Origin of the sequence: Paractinoplanes pyxinae (genome assembly GCF_026626335.1) — a bacterium.
GTDB classification, from domain to species: domain Bacteria; phylum Actinomycetota; class Actinomycetes; order Mycobacteriales; family Micromonosporaceae; genus Actinoplanes; species Actinoplanes pyxinae.
In genome coordinates this window covers 478,619-495,805 of sequence record NZ_JAPNTZ010000006.1, presented here as the reverse complement: position 1 = coordinate 495,805, position 17,187 = coordinate 478,619, and the positions used below count along the sequence as shown (strand labels likewise).

The following is a 17,187-nucleotide window of genomic DNA, read 5'->3' as shown; positions in this document are numbered from 1 at the left end:
TGATGGCGAAGCGAGCACGTACTGGATCTCTTATTGCGCTGGCCGTGGGGGCCGCGGCGGTGTGGGTCGCGCGGGAGATCCCGCGCCAGATGGGCGGCCGGGCCAAGGGTGAGCGGCTGGCCCGCATGCAGGCCTCGCCCCAGTTCTCCGAGGGCAAGTTCCGCAACAGCGTCCCGGCCACCATGCTCGCCGCCTCGTCGATGCCGAAGATCTTCGCCGAGACCCTGCGCGACCGCGAGCGCCGCCACCCGCGCCTGCCGATCCCGCTGGTCACTCCCGACCCGGGCGCCACCGCCGACGGGCTGCACGTCACCTGGTACGGCCACTCCTCCGCCCTGGTCGAGATCGAGGGCAAGCGCGTCCTGCTCGACCCGGTGTGGAGCGAACGCTGCTCGCCGTCGCAGATCAGCGGGCCCAAGCGCCTGCATCAGCCGCCGGTCGCCCTGCGCGACCTGCCGCCGCTGGACGCCGTGCTGATCTCGCACGACCACTACGACCACCTGGACATGGAAACCATCCAGAACCTGGTCGACCTGCAGGCGGCGCCCTTCCTGGTGCCGCTGGGCGTGGGCGCTCACCTCGAGCGCTGGGGCGTGCCGGCCACCCGCATCGTCGAGATGGACTGGAACGACACCCACCGCGTGGCCGGGCTCGAGTTCATCGCCACCGCGGCCCGGCACTTCAGCGGGCGCGGGTTCGGCCGTGACGGCACGCTGTGGGCCAGCTGGGTGATCAACGGGCCGACCCGCAAGGTCTTCTACTCGGGCGACACCGGCTACTTCCCCGGCTTCGCCGAGATCGGCGAGAAGCACGGCCCGTTCGACGTCACGCTGGTGCAGATCGGGGCGTACAGCGAGAACTGGCCCGACATCCACATGTTCCCGGAAGACGGCGTGGCCACCCACGTCGACGTGCGCGGCGGCCTGATGATCCCGGTCCACTGGGCGACGTTCAACCTGGCCCTGCACGAGTGGCCCGAGCCGGCCGACCGCACCTGGCGTGAGGCCAAGGCCCGCGACGTCCGGCTGGCCGTGCCGCGTCCGGGTGAGCGCGTCGACGTCGACAACCCGCCCGCGGTGGACGGCTGGTGGCAGCAGATCGCGTAGCGGCCGCGCTCCTGGTCCTCGGCAACGGCTTGACCGCCTCCGGCCTCTCGGCCGGCAGTCTGGCCCGGGTGCGGGCTGCGGTTTCCTATCCGTACGTGGAAAGGGTCGTGTTTTCCGGGGGCTGGGAGCAGGCCCGATCGGGTGCCGCCGAGCCGCCTCCGGGGTGCCGCGAGGCCGACCTCATGCGGGCGGCCGCGGTCTCGATGGGGATGAACCCGGACGTCGTACGGATCGAGTGCCGGTCGCGGAGCACTCTGGAGAACCTGCTGCACGTGGCGCAGGACGGGCTGCTCGACGGGTTGCGGCTGGGGCCCGGGCGGCCGCTCGGGCTGGTCACGCACGCCTGGCACCTGCCGCGGGCCCGTTTCCTGGCGGGCAAGGTGCTGGGGTTGCGCGGCGCCGCCCTGGTTGATGTGCCGGCGTCGGGGCTGCCGAGGGGCGGTCTTTTCGAGTACGGGGTGCGGGCCGCGTCGCGTGTCTGCTTCCTGGGCGTCCGCGATCCGGCTGTGCTGCTGCGCCGGGAGCGACGGATGGTAACGATGTTGCGCCGCGGGGTATAGCAGCGCGCATGGTGGTGCTTGTGCCGGTTTATCAGCCGGGTGGCGGGTTGTCCCGTCTGGTGGCCGACGTCCGTGCGGCCGATCCGTCGTGCGCTGTGGTGCTGGTCGACGACGGTTCGACGAAGCCGGTGGAGATGCCGGGGTGCACGGTGCTGCGGCATCCGGTGAACCGTGGCAAGGGGGCGGCGCTGCGGACCGGGTTCGCGCACATCGCCTCTGCGTATCCGGGTGAGCCGGTGGTGTGCGCGGACGGGGACGGTCAGCACAGCGCCGCGGACATTCTGCGGGTCGCCTCGCGGGTGGCTGAGGGCGACCACCTGGTGCTGGGCGTGCGGCGAGTACGGCGGATGCCCCCGCGGTCGCGGCTGGGTAACGCGATCACGCGGGAGCTGTTCCGGGCGGCGACCGGGCGCTGGGTGCGGGACACCCAGACCGGGCTGCGGGGATATCCGGGCTCGATGCTGGGCTGGCTGGTCGGCGTGCCCGGCGAGCGGTTCGAGTACGAGATGAACGTGCTGCTGGCGGCGGTGCGCGGCGGCCACCCGATCGAGCAGGTGGAGATCGCGACCACTTACCTGGGCGGGAACGCGTCGTCGCATTTCGGGTCGATGAGCGATGCCGTACGGGTGTATCGGGCGCTGCTGCGGTTCGTGATCGTGGATCGGTTCTCGCTCTAGCGCCCTCGTCGGCCCGCGGCTCAGCGTGGGCCGACGACGGGCGGCTCAGCTGCCGGCGGTGAAGGCGGCGGCGAAGAGGAGGGCGAACAGGAGGGCCGTCGCCGTCAGGAAGCCGGCGGTGGGCACCCAGGCGTGCGGGCGGGTGGCTCGGGCCGGGCGCCGGGCGGGCGGACGGCGGCTGGCGTGGAAGCCGGCGACGATGGCGGCGGCCACGAGCAGCAGGACTGCGACGCTCACTGCGGAACTCGGGTGGAACGGCATGGCGAACCCCCTGGCGATGCGTAGCGGTGCCGGATGAGTGATCGCCAGTGTGGGGTCGAGCGGGCCCACAATCCAGGGGATATACGGGCGAATACGGATGTAAACGGCTCGTCGGGGAACGAAAGTGTCTTGTCGCTTATCCGACTGTCGCGGACGGCGTTCTCGGGTGGTCTGCCGCGTCTGATGGGCCGCCGTATAGGGACGTACTGGCGTCTCCTGATGTCGACGGCTCAACTGATGCCGGAGGCTCTAGTGATCGGGTCAGGCGGCTCAGGAAGAAGAGCGGGGCCAGGGTCACGGCGAGGTAGAGGGCGCCCGCGGACAGCAGGGCGGCGCGCAGGCCGGTGCCGTCGACGGCCAGGCCGCCGAGCAGGCCGCCGAGGGGGAGCCCGGCGTACGAGAGGGCGCCGATCACGCCGAGCACCCGGCCCCGCAGGTGGGCCGGGATGCGTTCGTAGCCGACCGCCATCAGGATCGGGTTGACCGCCGCGATGGCCAGGCCCGCCCCGAACGCCACCGCCAGGATCAGCCACAACTCGTTGCTGAGAGCCAGCGTGAACAGCCGCGGCGAGCCGGCGATCAGGAAGCAGACGACGAAGGTCAGCGCCCGCGGCACCCGCACAGCGAGGATCGAGTAGGCCGTCGCGCCGAGCACAGCCCCCAACCCGAAGACGCCGCCCACCAGCCCGAACGCGGCCGGGCCGGCACCGGTCTCGCGTACCCAGACCGGTAGGAAGACCGCGATGTAGGCCTGATCGGCGAGATTCGTGAAGAAGAGCATCGCGGTGACGGCCAGGATCAGCCGGTCGCGCCGCAGAAAGGCGAACCCCGCCGCGATACCGCGAGTAGCCACGCCCGCACGTGTCTGGGGAGGAGGGTCGGCAGCCGCGGGAGCGGCCGGTGCAACAGCGCTTCCGGCTGTCTGATGATCGGCGGCGGGAAAGCGGACGGTGGTCGTGACCAGGACGGCGGCCACGGCGAACGAGGCGGCATCGATCAGCAGGACTGTCGCCGGGCCGAAGGAGGCTACGAGGATGCCGCCCAACGGCAGGCCGACGAGAAGTGCGGCTCGGGACAGGCCTTCGAACAGGCCGGTGGCGCGGCCCATCGGCGTACCGGAAACCTCGACCGCCACCGGCAGGAGCGCCCGCTTGGCGACGGCGCCGCAGCCGGCGACCGCGCCCGAGACCGCGACCGTCGCGACCAGGCGGCCGAAGGTCAGCTGACCGAACAGGTGCAGCAACGGGATCAGGCCGACCGTGATGGCGCTGACCACGTCGGCCGCGATGGCGACGCGGCGCGGACCCGTGCGGTCGACCAGCGCGCCACCCAGCACCCCGGCCAGCACGAACGGCAGCGTCTGAGCGAGCGCGACCACCCCGACCCGCGTAGCCGAGCCGGTCGTGACCAGCACCAGCCACGGCACCGCGACCGTGGCGATGTGGCTGCCGGCCAGCGAAACCGTCTCGGCCGCGAGCAGCCCGGGCAGCGGTCTCATTCGGACATCGGGAGGATCTGCCACTGCACGCTCACCCGGGCCGCGTCCTCGGGGGCCTGGGCGGCGTACTCGTCGAGCAGGGCCTTGAACCGGCGGCTCAGCTCGGCGGCCTGGCTCACGGAGAGGCGCGGCTGCTCGGTGGCCAAGTAGAACGCGTCCTGCCAGCCCTCGGACATCGTCGGCAGGTCGGCGATGGTCGCCTCGACGCGCTGGAAGTCGGCCGCCGCCACGGCTCGCAGGTAGCCCTCGGCGCTGCCCTCCGCCGCGCGCCCGGTCGCCGGGTCGAGTGTGGTGCGTTGATGGGCGGCCCGCCACCAACGTTCCCGGGCGGTGCCCCGGTCGGGGTCCTCCTCGACGAAGCCGTACGCGGCCAGTTGGCGCAGGTGATAGCTGGTGGCCCCGCTCGACTGGCCCAGCCGCTCGGCCAGCTTGCTGGCCGTCGAGGGCCCGCGTTCCCGCAGCAGGTTCAACATCCGCACGCGCAACGGATGCGCCAGCCCCCGCAGAGTCCGCGGATCCAGCGCGACAGCATCGTCAGCCATGACGCAAAGGTATCTTTGCAAAGGATCCTTTGCAAGCGCGGCAAGAGGAAGGCCGGAGCCTTCATGAGGTGTGTCAGGAAACGGAGGACGGCTCCCGCGGGACGCAGATCTTCACGGCGCCCGGTGAGACCTTGGCCGAGAAGGACTTCGTCTTGGTGCGGGCGCCGCCGTCCAGTTCGTATTCCATCTTCGACTCGAGCTCGACGTCGATGCGGCGGGCCCGGGTCGTACGGACGAAGGGGGAACTGTCGCTGCGGCCCACCGCCATCGTCCCGAGAGCGCGCGCCCACTGCATCGCGCCCTGGGCCGTGGCCACGCCGACGTCGAGCCAGCCGTCGTCGGGCTTGGCGTCGTCGAACGCCTTGATGCCGCCGGTGATCTTGCTGACGTTGCCGATCAGCACGCAGCTGGCCTCGTCCTCGAACCACTTGGTGCCGTCGACCTTGATGGTCGCCGTGGCCGCCTCGCCGTTGACGTGGCGCAGGCCGGCCCATACGTACGCCAGCTTGCCCAGCCTGTCCTTGAGGTTGCGGTCGGCGTCGTTGATCATCGCGCCGTCGAAGCCGATGCCGGCCATCACGCCGAAGTACTCGCCGTCGAGTTTGCCCAGGTCGATGGGCTTGTCCTCGCCGTGCAGCGCGACCTCGACCGCCTCTTCGAGCGTGTCCGGGATGCCCAGGTTGGTGGCCAGCAGGTTGCCCGTGCCGGCCGGAAGAATGCCGACCGGCACCTTGGAGCCGGCGTGCGCCACGACGTCGATCGAGCGCTGCACCATGCCGTCGCCGCCCCAGACCAGCAGCCTGTCCGGCTTGTCCTTCAGCGCGGCAGCAACGGCCTTGGGCGCCTTCTTGCTCTTGGGCACCTCGTACCAGGCCAGGTCCTCGATGCCGGCGTCGCTGAGGCGGCGGCGCAACTCGTCCAGGCCGCCGCCCAGCGTCTTCTTCTGATGCGCGACTACGGCGATTCTGCGGGGGGTACGCATGAGCTGCGCACTACCCGAAGCGCCGGAATCGTAATCAGCTGACCGTTTCCCGCATGCGCTGCTCGGCGGCTGCGCTGCGGATCACCATGAGGCGCAGCTCGAGCTCGTCGGAGACCATCGAGGCCAGGTGCTCCAGCGCCTGCAGCTGCCGTTCGGTGGCCTCGCGGGGCTTGTTGTCGATCACGTTGACCGTGCCGAGCCGGTAGCCGTCGTGGGTGCGGATCGGGGCCGCGGCGTAGAAGCGCAGGCCGAGCTCGCCCCGGACCAGCGGGTGCTCGAGCGTGCGCGGGTCGACCGCCGCGTTGTTGATCACGTAGACGTCGTCCTGGGCGATGACCGACGCACACAGACCCGGCTCCTTGCCGACCTCGCGGACGCCGACCAGGCCCTGGCACGCGGCCAGCCACACCTTGTCCTGCTCCACCAGCGACACCGTCGCGATCGGGGTGTTGAAGATGGCGCCGGCGACGAACGCGATCCGGTCGTACGCGTCCTCGACCGGCTGATCGACCAGCCGGTAGCGACGGACGGCCTCGAGCCGCGCCTGCTCCTCCGGACCGACGTTGTCCAGGTACTCGTACGCGTTCGACGACACGGGATTGCTGTTGGTCATGGCCGGTGATCCCCCTCACATTCGACGGCAGTGCCAGAGAGCCTAGAAAGGGCATCGGTGTCCTGCAATGCTCTCGATGGTCGAATTGCGCTCACAGTCAAGGCTCAGCTACGAAAGTCGCACAAATTGTCGGTCGCTGGGTACAAGCTGACGCGTGACATCTACCGCCGCCGTGATCGGGCAACTGGCCCGTGACCTCGTCCTCACCGTTGATCAATTACCCGAGCCGAGCAGTTCGGCGTCCGCGGGCAGTCGCCATGAGCAACTTGGCGGCAAAGGTGCCAATCAGGCGGTGGCCCTGGCCCAGCTCGGCGTGCGGCCGTCGCTGGTCGCGGTGGCGGGCGACGACGTGATCGGCGACGTGCTGCTCGACCAGGCTCGGCGGGACGGGATCGACGTACGCCCGGTCGTTCGCCGGTCGGGTGCGCTCACCGGCCTGATCGTCGAGATTCTGGAGCCCGACGGCAGCTACCGCTACATCGAGGACCTGCCGCCGGCCGTGCTGCTCGAAGAGGCCGACGTACTGCGCGCCCGAAAAATCATCGCGGGCTCGGACGCCGTACTCGTGCAATTGCAGCAACCCGAGGCGGCGACGCTGGCCGCGGCGCGGATCGGGCACGAGGCTGGCAAGCTGGTCGTGCTCGACGGCGAGATCAAGAACAAAGAACTTCTGCGGTACGCCGATGTGGTGCGCGCCGACGAGCAGGAGTCCGCTGGACTGGACGAAGGAGTTCTGGACTACGGGCCGAAGCTGCTGGCCCTGGCCCAGGAGGACGGCAACCTCTTCGTGTGGCGGGGCGGGCAGGTCAAGGTGCCGCTGGGCGATGTGAAGGTGGTCGACACGACCGGCGGCGGGGACGCCTTTGTAGCCGGGCTGACCGCGGCACTGCTGGCCGGTGACTCGTACGAGCAAGCGGCGCGTAGGGCGACGGCCGCGTCCGGCGCTACGGTCGGTCACGTGAGCGGACGACCGGAGCTGCGCAATGTCTGAGATCGCACCGGCCGAGCCGTGGATCGTGCGTGAGGTCGGCGCCCCCGTCGAGGAGGACGGCGAGCTGCTGCAGGGCGAGTCGATCTTCGCGCTGGCCAACGGGCACGTCGGCCTGCGCGGCAACCTGGAGGAGCCGCACCTCGGGGGCATGCCGGGCACGTTCCTCAACTCGCTGTTCGAGGAGCGTGACCTGCAGTATCCCGAGGAGGGGTACGGGTTCCCGGAGCGCACGCAGACGATCGTGAACGGGCCCAACGGCAAGCGGATCTCGCTGGCCGTCGACGGCGAGAGCTTCGATTTGCGTACGGGTGAGGTGCGCCGCCACGAGCGGGTGCTCGACCTTCGCGCGGGCACGCTCACCCGAGAGGTCGAGTGGGTGTCACCGAGCGGAGTTGCGCTCTGGTTACGTACGGAAAGGCTGGTTTCTTTCGTACGGCCGTCGGTGGCGGCCATGCGTTACTCGGTGCGCGCCGAGGCGGAGTTGCGTATCGAGTCCGACCTGGTCGTCGACGAGGAACTGCCGTCCCCGCGCGAGGACGACCCGCGGGCCAGCGCCATCTTCCAGGATCCGTTCGAGCCGGTGTCGCACGACGATGACCAGCTGGTGTGCCGCACGCGCCGCAGCAACATCTCGGTCGCGGCCGCCGTCACGCACACCGGCGCGGAGGGCACGATCTCGTCGTCGCCCGAGCTGATCCGCTGGACCACCACCGGGCGGGGCGAGATCACCTTCGAAAAGTTCCTCGCCTACCACTGGCCCGCCTCGGACCAGGCCGTGACCGACCGTGACGTGGCGGCCCGGGACGGCTTCGACACGCTGGCCGCCGAGCAGCGCGAATACCTCGACGACTTCTGGGCCGGGGCCGACGTCGAAGTGGACGGCGACCCGGACATCCAACAGGCAGTCCGGTTCGGGCTGTTCCATGTGCTGCAGGCGGGCGCCCAGGCCGGTCCGCACCCGATCCCGGCCAAGGGGCTCACCGGCAACGGGTACGACGGGCATACGCTGTGGGACACCGAGACGTACGTGCTGCGGATGCTGACCTACACCCACCCCGGCTGCGTCGGCCCCGCGCTGAAGTGGCGGCACAGCACCCTCGGCCACGCCCGCGACCGGGCTCGTGAGCTGGGTCTGCAGGGCGCGGCCTTCCCCTGGCGCACGATCAGCGGACCCGAATGCTCCGGCTACTGGCCCGCGGGCACGGCGGCGCTGCACGTCAACGCGGACATCGCCGACGCCGTGCTGCGCTACCACGCGGCCACCGGCGACGACGAGTTCATGCGCGAGGCCGGCCACGAGCTGCTGACCGAGACGGCGAACTTGTGGAAGTCGGTGGCCTACACCGACGACGAGGGCGTCGCCCACATCGCGGGGGTGACCGGCCCCGACGAGTACACGGCCCTGATGGACGACAACATCTACACCAACCTGATGGCCCAGCAGAACCTGGCCGCGGTCGGCGTCGAGCTGCCCCTGAGCCTGCCCTACTCCGAGCGCCGCCGGGTGCACGAGCAGGCCGCCGGCTTCACCCGGCTGCCCGAGTGGACCTTCACCGACCACGACTACCCGCTCATGCTGAGCCACCACTACCTGAACCTGTACCGCAAACAGGTGGTCAAGCAGGCCGACCTGGTGCTGGCCATGATGACGCGGAGCGACGCGTTCACCCCCGACGAGAAACGGCGCAACTTCGAGTACTACGAGGCCCGGACCGTACGGGACTCGTCGCTGTCGGCCCCGATCCAGGCGGTGCTGGCGGCCGAACTGGGGCACCTGCAGCTGGCGCACGACTACCTGGCCGAGGCGGCGCTGCTCGACCTGCGCGGCGGCGGCGAATCGGGCGGCGACGGCCTGCACATCGCGGCCTGCGCCGGGGCGTGGATCGCATTGGTGATGGGCTTCGGCGGCCTCCGCGACCACGACGGCGAACTCTCGTTCGGCCCGCGCCTGCCTCCCGGCCTGCAGCGCTTGGCGTTCCACCTGCACTGGCGGGGCGCCTCGCTTTGCGTGACAGTCAAGCGCGACTCGGTCACGTACACATCGGACGGCGAGGTCACTTTCCGCCACGAAGGCAAAGAGGTCCGCGTACGAGCCGGTGAGGAGCTGACGTTCGCCATCGACCCGGTCGACGACATCCCGGCGCCCCCGTCACCCCGGCCGCCACGCCGCCATACAGTCTCGTCGTGACGGTTTGGGTGGCCTTGTTGCGGGCGGTCAATTTGGGCGCCCGCAACAAGGTGCCGATGGCTTCGCTGCGGGCCCGCCTGGCCGAGGCCGGCCTGCCCGGAGCGCTGACGCTGCTGCAGAGCGGCAACGTCGTGGTCGAATCGGACCTCGAGGTGGGCCCGCTGATCCGGGCGGTCGTACGGGACCACTTCGACGTCGACCAGCCCGTCATGGTCCGCAGCCGCGACCGCCTCGACGAGATCATCGCCGCCAACCCCTTCCCGGCCGCGGCCATAGCCCGCCCGACGCTGCTGCGGGTGACGTTCCTGGCCGAACGCCCCGCACCCGACCGCATCAAAACCCTGGAACAACACGACGACGTACGCCTGCACGACCGCGAGGTCTACATCGACTACAACGACCGGGTGCACGGAAACCCCATCAACACGGCGATGGTCTCCCGCCGGCTGGCCCTGCACGGCACCGAACGCAACTGGTCCACCCTGCTCAAGCTGGCCGCCCTGGCCCACACGCTCTAGCCAAGGGAGCTTCGGGCGGCTCGGGTTACCACGATTCAGACTTCGGGGCATGTCATGGGTCAGCGACGTCGGCCTTCGGCGTCGTCCCGGAATCCCCACTCCAGTCGATAGCTGCGCCTGACGACAACCTCGCTCAGCTGCCATTTGTACTTGAGGCGGCCTGTGCCGGTTCGCTGTGGACGCACCGGGACGTGCACTGGCGCCTCTCCCATCAGTGGTTCGACCTGTGCTCCCCACACAACGGGGCGAAGATATTCGGGGAACTCCGCGACGATCACGAGCCTATCGGTCGGGAAAAGAGCGCGACGCGAAAACCAGTGGCCCCATTTGTCGCCGGACACGCGGTAGGAATAGGACATGGTAGTCGAGGATCCAGGGCTCAGCGGGAGCGTCTTGTTGTCGTTCTCGAAGAGAACCCTTATCTCTTTCCTGTTGGCGAGATTGACCTTCGCATGCCAGCTGAGAGGCTCACGCTCGCACCAAGCCTCAAAGGCGAGCTCCGACCAGATCAAAGGGTGCCTCTTGTGGTGCTCGCGCGATCGGTCCGGCTCCTCGGGATAGCGGCCGACGACAATAGTGACGTCATATCCCGTAACAGGAGTTGATCCGTCGTTGCGGAGATCACGCCGAATCTCGATCTCGTAGCCCTCATCCTGGTGCGAAATACGAGCTTCTTCGTTCAGAACTCTCAGGCCAGTGCCCTCGTCGGCCGACAATTCCGCTTCGCCGGCCGAAGAGGCGGCACCTAGTGATCCGGTAGAGGGTGTGCCCGCATCCTCGTCCGAGTGTCGACAAGCGAGCCACATCTCTTGGACTTCGAGGACGACGGTGTTTGGATCCGGCTTGTGTGTCGCCCATTCGGCCAGCACCCGAACCACGCACTCCAACTTCGACCATCGGGGGAGTCCGTCACCGCGCAGAATTCCGCTGACCGTTTCATGACTGACGGTGTCACGTAGATCGTCTCGGTCGCGAATGGCAATGCTGATGTTCCGGGCGCTAGGAAGGCCGGCCGAGCGATGCAGGAGTTGAGTTGCCTGCTTCAGGCGCCGACGTGCCTGATCTTGCGCGAGGTCAGTGTTCAGCTCTGACATGGCCACCGCCCACACTAGTGCCGTCAGGTTTCGTCAAGAAACTATCGTCTCACGCATGGTCGGCGAGGCAAGCGTTGTCAGGATCAGGCAACTCTGAGCAAGAGATGCGGGGGCGCGCCAACTCGGCCGCACGCTGAAGATATGACGTACTCGCTTGAACTCTTGCGCCGTGGCGGTCGCGCTTGCGGACCTTGCCGGAACCTGTTCGTAACTGTCGTGATTCTCCTGACGGCTCATCTATTTTTGGATGGAGAATCGACCGACTTGATAAACGCAATAGGCACATGTCTGCATCTGGAGGCGGTGCTCTTCGGCAGGCATCGGCGACTTCCGGACCCTGAAGGTGACGGAGTGACCCATTGAAGTCCGGCGGTGGACTGAGTCATTCAAAATCAAACAGGGCGTCGTCTCGACTATCAGTGGTGGCCTTCGCCGAACTCCTCGGCCCAGGTTCGCCAGTTGTCCAGGACGCCGTAGAGAGACGGGGTCAGCCAGCCGGGGGCCGAGCGGCGGAAGACGCCGGGATCCATCCGGCCCGCGCCGGCCGGCAGGGCGCCGACCAGGTGGGGGACCAGTTCGCTGAGGTTGGCCCAGTGCACCAGCTCGGGGTCATGCGGCCAGGAGCCGATGACCACGCCGGCCGGGACGCCACGGCGGGCCAAGGCCTCGAGCGTGAGCGCGGTGTGGTTGAGGGTGCCGAGGCCGGCCCGGGCGACCACGATCGTGCTGATGCCCAGGGTCGTGGCCAGGTCGGCGACCGTCCACGACTCGCCCGAGGGGCGCACGCCCATCGGGACCAGCAGGCCGCCGGCGCCCTCGACCAGCACCAGGTCATGCTTGTCGGCCTCGGCGCGGATGGCGTCGACGACTTCGTAGAGCTCGAGCGGGGGCATCTCGGCCACGGTGGCGGCGGCCAAGGGGGCCAGGGGGTCGGGGTATTCGGCCAAGGTGCGCGTTGTGCCGGGGGCGGCCAGGCGGGTGATGACCTCGATGTCGGTCGGCTCGCCGGTGGAGATGCCGGTCTGGCCGGGCTTGATGACGGCGACGCGCAGGCCGGCCGCCTGGGCCGCGGCCGCCACAGCGGCGGTGACCACGGTCTTGCCGACCTCGGTGTCGGTGCCGGTCACCAGTACGATGCCGCGCCACTCGCCGGACTCCGGGCGCCGCGGGGCCGGCTGTGCCGAGGGCGGGGCCTGCGCGGACAGCTCGGCTGAGATCTCCGCGCTGATCGCTTCGCCGCTCGGCGGATCGTCGAGGCCGGTGCCGCCCGGCGCAGGAGAATCCGGGCTCGGCGCAGACTCCGGCACCGGATGCCCCGGCGCGGGCGAAATGGGCGCGGGCGAAATGGGCGCGGGCGAAATGGGCGCGGGCGAGATGGGCGCGGGGGAGTCGGGCACCGGATGGCCCGGCGCGGGCGAGACCGGCGCGGGGGAGTCGGGGATCGGGTGACCGGGGGCGGGTGAAATAGGCACCGGCGAGTCGGGGATCGGATGGCCCGGCGTGGGTGAGATGGGCGCTGGGAAGTCGGGCACCGGATGGCCCGGCGCGGGTGAGATGGGGGCGGGGGAGTCGGGGATCGGATGGCCGGGAGCGGGCGAGATGGGCGCGGGGGCGTCCGGGATCGGGTGGCCGGGGATCGGCGCGGGGGAGATTGGCGCTACTCCCGGTGGTGCTTCGCCCGGGGGGACTTCTTCCGGCTCGGCCGGGGGAGCTGTGGCGACATGGGCGTGGCCAAGAGTCTTGGAGGCCGCGCCAGTGGCCAACGGCTCGGTGGCACCCGGAAGAAGCTGCTCCGACTCGGCCGGCGGCGCTGTGGCGACGTGCTTATAGCCGACGGTTTCACGGGCAGCGCCGGCACCGAATGGCTCGATGGCACTCGGAAGTAGCTGCTCCGACTCGGCCGGCGGCGCTGGGGCGACGTGCTTGTAGCCGACGTTTTCAGGGGCAGCGCCGGCGCTGAACGGCCCGATGGCACTCGTCGCGGCGGTCGTGACACGAGTGTTGGCGGTCGGCGCGAACTGCCCTGCATCTGGCGGCTCGGTGGCGGCGGGTTGCGGTGCTGATGCGGCGGAATCGACTGCAGCCGTGACCAGGCTGTCGGCTTTGGAGGGCTGTTCGTGGGGGGCAAGCGCGGAGGACGCGGACAGCATCGTGTCGAGGCTGGGCGCGGGCTTGAGGGTGAAGGAGCCGGCCTGGGCTGTGAGGACGACCGTGGCCTCGGGGAGCCGGGTCAGGAGCTCCCGCAGGTGGATGGAGGCTGCGTCGCGGCGGGTGGGGACGGGGCGGGTCACGGGGCGCACTCCACGATGACGTCCAAGGCTCGGGCGAAGTCGGCGTCGGAAACTCCCGCGTTCAGGGTCAGGCGCAGGCGGGAGCTGCCGTCGGGGGTGGACGGCGGGCGGAAGCAGCCGACGGCCACCCCGCGGTCGCGGCAGTCGTCGGCCCAGACCAGCGCCGCCTCCGGGCCAGGCGCCATCACCGACAGGACGCCGGCGACAGGCACGGCGACTTGCAGGTCGGCGGCGGGCGCGACAACTCTCTGGTCGGCGGCGGGCACGTCGGCTTGCGTGCCAACGGCGGGCACGGCACTCCGCGGGCCGACCGTCCGTACACCGGCGGCGGGCGTGGCGGTCTGCGGGCCGGCGGCATCAGCGGTGGTCTGCGAGCCGGCGGCGGTCTGCCGGCCGGCCGCACTGACGGCGATTTGCGAGTCAGCCGCGGGTGAGTCATCGGCGGGCGCCATGGCAGGGGGCGTCGGCTGCGCGGCGGTGGGCACGACGACTTGGAGGCCGGCGGCGGTCAGGTGGGTGACTGTCTGCCGGGCGCGGGCTCGTAGCAGGGCTCGGCGGTCGTCGGCGGCTTGAGCGATGCGGACGGCCTCGTGGACGCCGGCGGCCACGGCGGGTGGGAGCGCGGTGTCGTAGATGAAGGTGCGGCCGGTGTCGATCAGGTGCTGGATGAACACGGCCGGGCCGGCGACCACGCCGCCGGCGCCGCCGAGGGACTTGGAGAGGGTGGCGGTGACGATGACGTCGTCGCGGCCGGACAAGCCCGCGGCGGCGACGCCGCCGGCGCCGGCAGAGCCCAGCAAGCCCAGGGCGTGGGCGTCGTCGACCAGCAGCAGCGCGCCGCGGGCCGAGGTCACCTCGTGCAGGGTGGCCAGCGGCGCCAGGTCGCCGTCGACGGAGAAGACCGACTCGGTGACGACCAGGGCTCGGGCGGGTCGGTGAGTGTCGAGGATCTCGGCGACGGCTGCGGGCGAGTTGTGTGGCGCCACCACCGTGCGTACGCCGGAAATCTTGCAACCGTCGATCAGCGAGGCGTGGTTGTAGGCGTCGGAGACGATCAGGTCGCACACGGTGGTGAGACTGCGCACAGCGGCCAGATTGGCCAGGTAGCCCGACGAGAACACCAGCGCCGCCGGCAGGCCCATCCACGACGCGAGTGCGCTTTCGAGGGCGGCGTGCACCTCCGACGACCCGCGCACCAGCCGGGAACCGGTCGCTCCCAACCCGTACGCCGCAAGGGTTTGAGCCGAAGCCGCGACCACCGCAGGGTGGACGGCCAGGCCGAGATAGTCGTTGCCGGCCAGATCGACCACCGGGTCACCGGCCGGACGGGGGCGCAGGCGACGCGTCAGCCCCGCCTTGGACCGGCTTGCCGCCAGCCCGTCCAGAGCCTCCAACCAGCCCGCCACAACACCCTCCAACACCACGGGAACACCCTCAGGCGATCGCGAGATTGGGAAACTACCACCCACCACCGACAGCTTCTCCGCCCGCAGAAGCTCTCCATCCAACCGCCCCGCCCACCGCCCCTGAAACGACTGAAGGCTTCCATCCAACCGCCCCGCCCACCGCCCCTGAAACGACTGAAGGCTTGTTAACGTACGGGCATGTCAGATCTCCTCGACCGGGCCACAGCCCAGGTGCTCAACGACGGTGTCGGCCTCGACGAGGCGCAGATCCTCGAAGTGCTGCGGTCGCCTGACGACGATCTTCCCGCGCTGCTGCAGCTGGCTCACGACGTCCGCATGAAGTGGTGCGGCCCCGAGGTCGAGGTCGAGGGCATCGTCTCGCTGAAGACCGGCGGCTGCCCCGAGGATTGCCATTTCTGCTCCCAGTCGGGGCTTTTCGCTTCCCCCGTACGCTCGGTCTGGCTCGATATTCCGTCGTTGGTCGAGGCGGCCAGGCAGACGGCCGCCACCGGGGCCACCGAGTTCTGCATCGTGGCCGCCGTCCGTGGCCCGGACCGCCGCCTGATGGACCAAATGCGTGAGGGCGTCAAGGCGATCAAGGCCGAGGTCGACATCCAGGTCGCGGCCAGCCTCGGCATGCTCAGCCAGGAACAGGTGGACGACCTGGTCGACATGGGTGTGCACCGCTACAACCACAACCTCGAGACCTGCCAGTCGCACTTCCCCAACGTGGTGACCACGCACACGTGGGAGGAGCGCTGGAGCACCCTCAAGATGGTGCGCGACTCCGGCATGGAGGTGTGCTGCGGCGGCATCCTGGGCCTGGGCGAGTCCCTCGAGCAGCGGGCCGAATTCGCGGCTCAGCTGGCCGAGCTCGACCCGCACGAGGTGCCGATGAACTTCCTCAACCCCCGCCCGGGTACGCCGCTGGGCGACCAGCCGGTGGTCGAGGGCAAGGACGCGCTGCGCGCCATCGCCGCCTTCCGCCTGGCCATGCCGCGCACGATCCTGCGCTTCGCCGGCGGCCGCGAGATCACGCTGGGCGACCTGGGCACGCGGGACGGGCTGCTGGGCGGCATCAACGCGGTGATCGTCGGCAACTACCTGACGACGCTGGGCCGCCCGGCCACGGCCGACCTCGAGCTGCTGCAAGACCTGAAGATGCCGGTCAAGGCTCTGTCGGCGACCATCTGATGTTCTGTGACCGGTGCGGCGAGCCGGCCGCGGAAGGCGATCACGGCGCTTGCGCGGCGGCTCGGGAGCTCGAGCCGCCGCGGTTCTGCCCGGACTGCCGCCGGCGGATGAAGGTGCAGGTGGTGCCCACCGGGTGGACAGCCACCTGCGTCGAGCACGGCACGCGAACGAACTAGATCGCGGCCGGGGTCTCTTTGCCGGCGGGGCGGTGGCCCGCGATGGGCAGGGTCACGCTGACCAGCGTGCCGTCGCGGTCGGCGGGGCCGCCGCCGAGGCGCCGCAGCGTGCGCAGCATGGCCACGTTGTCGGCCGCGGTGTGCGCGATGAGCGCGGCGAAGCCGGCCTGTTCGGCGTACGCGTAAAGCCGGCGCAGCAGGGCGGTGCCGACACCACGCCGCTGCCAGTCGTCGTCGACCAGCATGGCGACCTCACCCAGGTCGCCCTCGGCGAGCAGGTTGCCCATGGCCACCACCTTGTCGCCGGCCAGGGCGAGCAGGGTCCGCCCGGCGCCGGACGGCTCGAGCAGCTGGCCCAGCCGCGCATCGGTGGGCGCGCCGCCCAGGTAGCGCCGCTGCAGGGACGCCGCCGAACTGCGGACGTGCAGATCGCGTACGGCGTCGAAGTCGTCGATCGTCGCCGCCCGCAGTGTGAGCTCGGCACCGTCGGGGAGCAGCAGCGTCGTCTGCCCCTCTTGCCGGCGCAGCATCGCGCCGGACAGCTCGACCAGGGCCTGGGCCCGCGCGTACTCGGCCGGGGTGAACGCCGGGACCGCGCGCAGCACCTCGAACGAGCCGCCGGCCGGGTCGGCCAGCACCATGCGGGCCGCTTCGTAACCGGGGCGGGTGGTCAGCGGCTCGGGCCGCCAGCGCACCTCGGTCGCGTCGAGCAGGGCGACCAGCGCCTCGGCCAGCGTGTCGGGTTCGTGGACCAGGCGGCCGGCCAGCGCCAGGGCCCGGGTCGGCTGGTCGACCAGGCCCTGCGCCTCGGCCCGGGCGACGAACGCGTCACGCCCGCGGCCCTTGGCCACGGCGGCCAGCAGCTCGGTCTCGGTCATGGTTTCCGGCGCGTCGACGAGGAAATCGTCGACGGCGCCGGCCTCGGTGGTGTGCACCTGGACGGCGAGGATGTTCACCGACCGCAGGGCGAGGCTTGCGGTCAGGACGGAGAGGTAGCCCGGTCGGTCGTCAACCGTTGCCCGGATCCGCCACAGTGCCATGAAGGGCACCCCTTTCGGCGAGTCACGTCAGCTTTGCCACCGTCAATTCT

17 protein-coding genes are annotated in these 17,187 nt (G+C 70.2%); 8 read left to right on the top strand and 9 right to left on the bottom strand.

What is annotated here, in order from left to right; translation table 11 throughout:
- Nucleotides 1-2: 2 nt before the first annotated feature.
- The 3 genes from OWR29_RS19505 to OWR29_RS19495 are packed head-to-tail and all read left to right on the top strand — an operon-like array spanning nucleotide 3 to nucleotide 2,343.
- On the top strand, nucleotides 3-1,106 hold the full coding sequence (locus OWR29_RS19505) for an MBL fold metallo-hydrolase (protein WP_267564339.1): 1,104 nt from the start codon (nucleotides 3-5) through the stop codon (nucleotides 1,104-1,106).
- A complete protein-coding gene (locus tag OWR29_RS19500; RefSeq protein ID WP_267564338.1) occupies nucleotides 1,088-1,666 on the top strand; it encodes a YdcF family protein in 579 nt (192 codons plus the stop codon). The genes OWR29_RS19505 and OWR29_RS19500 overlap by 19 nt, the downstream gene beginning before the upstream one ends.
- An 8-nt stretch (nucleotides 1,667-1,674) precedes the next feature.
- A complete protein-coding gene (locus tag OWR29_RS19495; protein WP_267564337.1) occupies nucleotides 1,675-2,343 on the top strand; it encodes a glycosyltransferase family 2 protein in 669 nt (222 codons plus the stop codon).
- A 45-nt stretch (nucleotides 2,344-2,388) separates the two neighbouring features.
- Here the strand turns inward: OWR29_RS19495 and OWR29_RS19490 are convergent, their stop codons facing one another.
- The 5 genes from OWR29_RS19490 to OWR29_RS19470 form a co-directional block, all read right to left on the bottom strand.
- The gene (locus OWR29_RS19490; protein WP_267564335.1) at nucleotides 2,389-2,580 is read right to left on the bottom strand and encodes a hypothetical protein; all 192 of its coding nucleotides are present in this window, start codon (nucleotides 2,578-2,580) and stop codon (nucleotides 2,389-2,391) included.
- Nucleotides 2,581-2,740: 160 nt separating this feature from the next.
- Nucleotides 2,741-4,102, bottom strand: coding sequence for an MFS transporter (locus OWR29_RS19485; RefSeq protein WP_267564334.1), 1,362 nt, complete (start codon nucleotides 4,100-4,102; stop codon nucleotides 2,741-2,743).
- On the bottom strand, nucleotides 4,099-4,644 hold the full coding sequence (locus tag OWR29_RS19480; RefSeq protein ID WP_267564333.1) for a winged helix-turn-helix domain-containing protein: 546 nt from the start codon (nucleotides 4,642-4,644) through the stop codon (nucleotides 4,099-4,101). Before OWR29_RS19480 ends, OWR29_RS19485 begins: the two co-directional genes overlap by 4 nt.
- Before the next feature lie 73 nt (nucleotides 4,645-4,717).
- Nucleotides 4,718-5,626: a diacylglycerol/lipid kinase family protein gene (locus OWR29_RS19475; RefSeq protein WP_267564332.1), complete on the bottom strand. Its 909-nt coding sequence runs from the start codon at nucleotides 5,624-5,626 to the stop codon at nucleotides 4,718-4,720.
- A gap of 34 nt (nucleotides 5,627-5,660) precedes the next feature.
- Complete coding sequence (locus tag OWR29_RS19470) at nucleotides 5,661-6,239, bottom strand: GAF domain-containing protein (RefSeq protein ID WP_267564331.1); 579 nt, start codon at nucleotides 6,237-6,239, stop codon at nucleotides 5,661-5,663.
- Nucleotides 6,240-6,393: 154 nt separating this feature from the next.
- Between OWR29_RS19470 and OWR29_RS19465 the strand changes: the two genes are divergently transcribed.
- The 3 genes from OWR29_RS19465 to OWR29_RS19455 are packed head-to-tail and all read left to right on the top strand — an operon-like array spanning nucleotide 6,394 to nucleotide 9,936.
- Entirely contained in the window at nucleotides 6,394-7,230 is an 837-nt protein-coding gene (locus OWR29_RS19465; RefSeq protein WP_267564330.1) for a PfkB family carbohydrate kinase, read from the top strand.
- Nucleotides 7,223-9,418 carry a glycoside hydrolase family 65 protein gene (locus tag OWR29_RS19460; RefSeq protein ID WP_267564328.1) on the top strand — a complete coding sequence of 732 codons (2,196 nt, stop codon included), beginning with the start codon at nucleotides 7,223-7,225 and terminating at the stop codon, nucleotides 9,416-9,418. The genes OWR29_RS19465 and OWR29_RS19460 overlap by 8 nt, the downstream gene beginning before the upstream one ends.
- Nucleotides 9,415-9,936: a DUF1697 domain-containing protein gene (locus OWR29_RS19455; protein ID WP_267564327.1), complete on the top strand. Its 522-nt coding sequence runs from the start codon at nucleotides 9,415-9,417 to the stop codon at nucleotides 9,934-9,936. Before OWR29_RS19460 ends, OWR29_RS19455 begins: the two co-directional genes overlap by 4 nt.
- Before the next feature lie 59 nt (nucleotides 9,937-9,995).
- On the opposite strand, the gene OWR29_RS19450 is transcribed toward OWR29_RS19455, so the two are convergent.
- The 3 genes from OWR29_RS19450 to OWR29_RS19435 all read right to left on the bottom strand — a co-directional run bounded on the left by OWR29_RS19450 (nucleotide 9,996) and on the right by OWR29_RS19435 (nucleotide 14,745).
- Nucleotides 9,996-11,030, bottom strand: coding sequence for a hypothetical protein (locus tag OWR29_RS19450; protein ID WP_267564326.1), 1,035 nt, complete (start codon nucleotides 11,028-11,030; stop codon nucleotides 9,996-9,998).
- Nucleotides 11,031-11,446: 416 nt separating this feature from the next.
- Nucleotides 11,447-12,235, bottom strand: coding sequence for a dethiobiotin synthase (bioD, locus tag OWR29_RS19445; RefSeq protein WP_438872625.1), 789 nt, complete (start codon nucleotides 12,233-12,235; stop codon nucleotides 11,447-11,449).
- A 1,082-nt stretch (nucleotides 12,236-13,317) separates the two neighbouring features.
- Nucleotides 13,318-14,745 carry an aminotransferase class I/II-fold pyridoxal phosphate-dependent enzyme gene (locus tag OWR29_RS19435; protein ID WP_324291252.1) on the bottom strand — a complete coding sequence of 476 codons (1,428 nt, stop codon included), beginning with the start codon at nucleotides 14,743-14,745 and terminating at the stop codon, nucleotides 13,318-13,320.
- A 180-nt stretch (nucleotides 14,746-14,925) separates the two neighbouring features.
- Between OWR29_RS19435 and bioB the strand changes: the two genes are divergently transcribed.
- Both bioB and bsaP read left to right on the top strand, forming a co-directional pair.
- Nucleotides 14,926-15,921: a biotin synthase BioB gene (gene bioB / locus OWR29_RS19430; protein ID WP_267564325.1), complete on the top strand. Its 996-nt coding sequence runs from the start codon at nucleotides 14,926-14,928 to the stop codon at nucleotides 15,919-15,921.
- Nucleotides 15,921-16,097, top strand: a complete 177-nt coding sequence (gene bsaP / locus OWR29_RS48285; RefSeq protein ID WP_438872619.1) for a biotin synthase auxiliary protein BsaP — start codon at nucleotides 15,921-15,923, stop codon at nucleotides 16,095-16,097. Before bioB ends, bsaP begins: the two co-directional genes overlap by 1 nt.
- Here bsaP and OWR29_RS19425 read toward each other — a convergent pair.
- Nucleotides 16,094-17,137: a GNAT family N-acetyltransferase gene (locus tag OWR29_RS19425; RefSeq protein WP_267564324.1), complete on the bottom strand. Its 1,044-nt coding sequence runs from the start codon at nucleotides 17,135-17,137 to the stop codon at nucleotides 16,094-16,096. The two genes, bsaP and OWR29_RS19425, sit on opposite strands and share 4 nt — an antisense overlap.
- Between the last annotated feature and the right edge of the window lie 50 nt (nucleotides 17,138-17,187).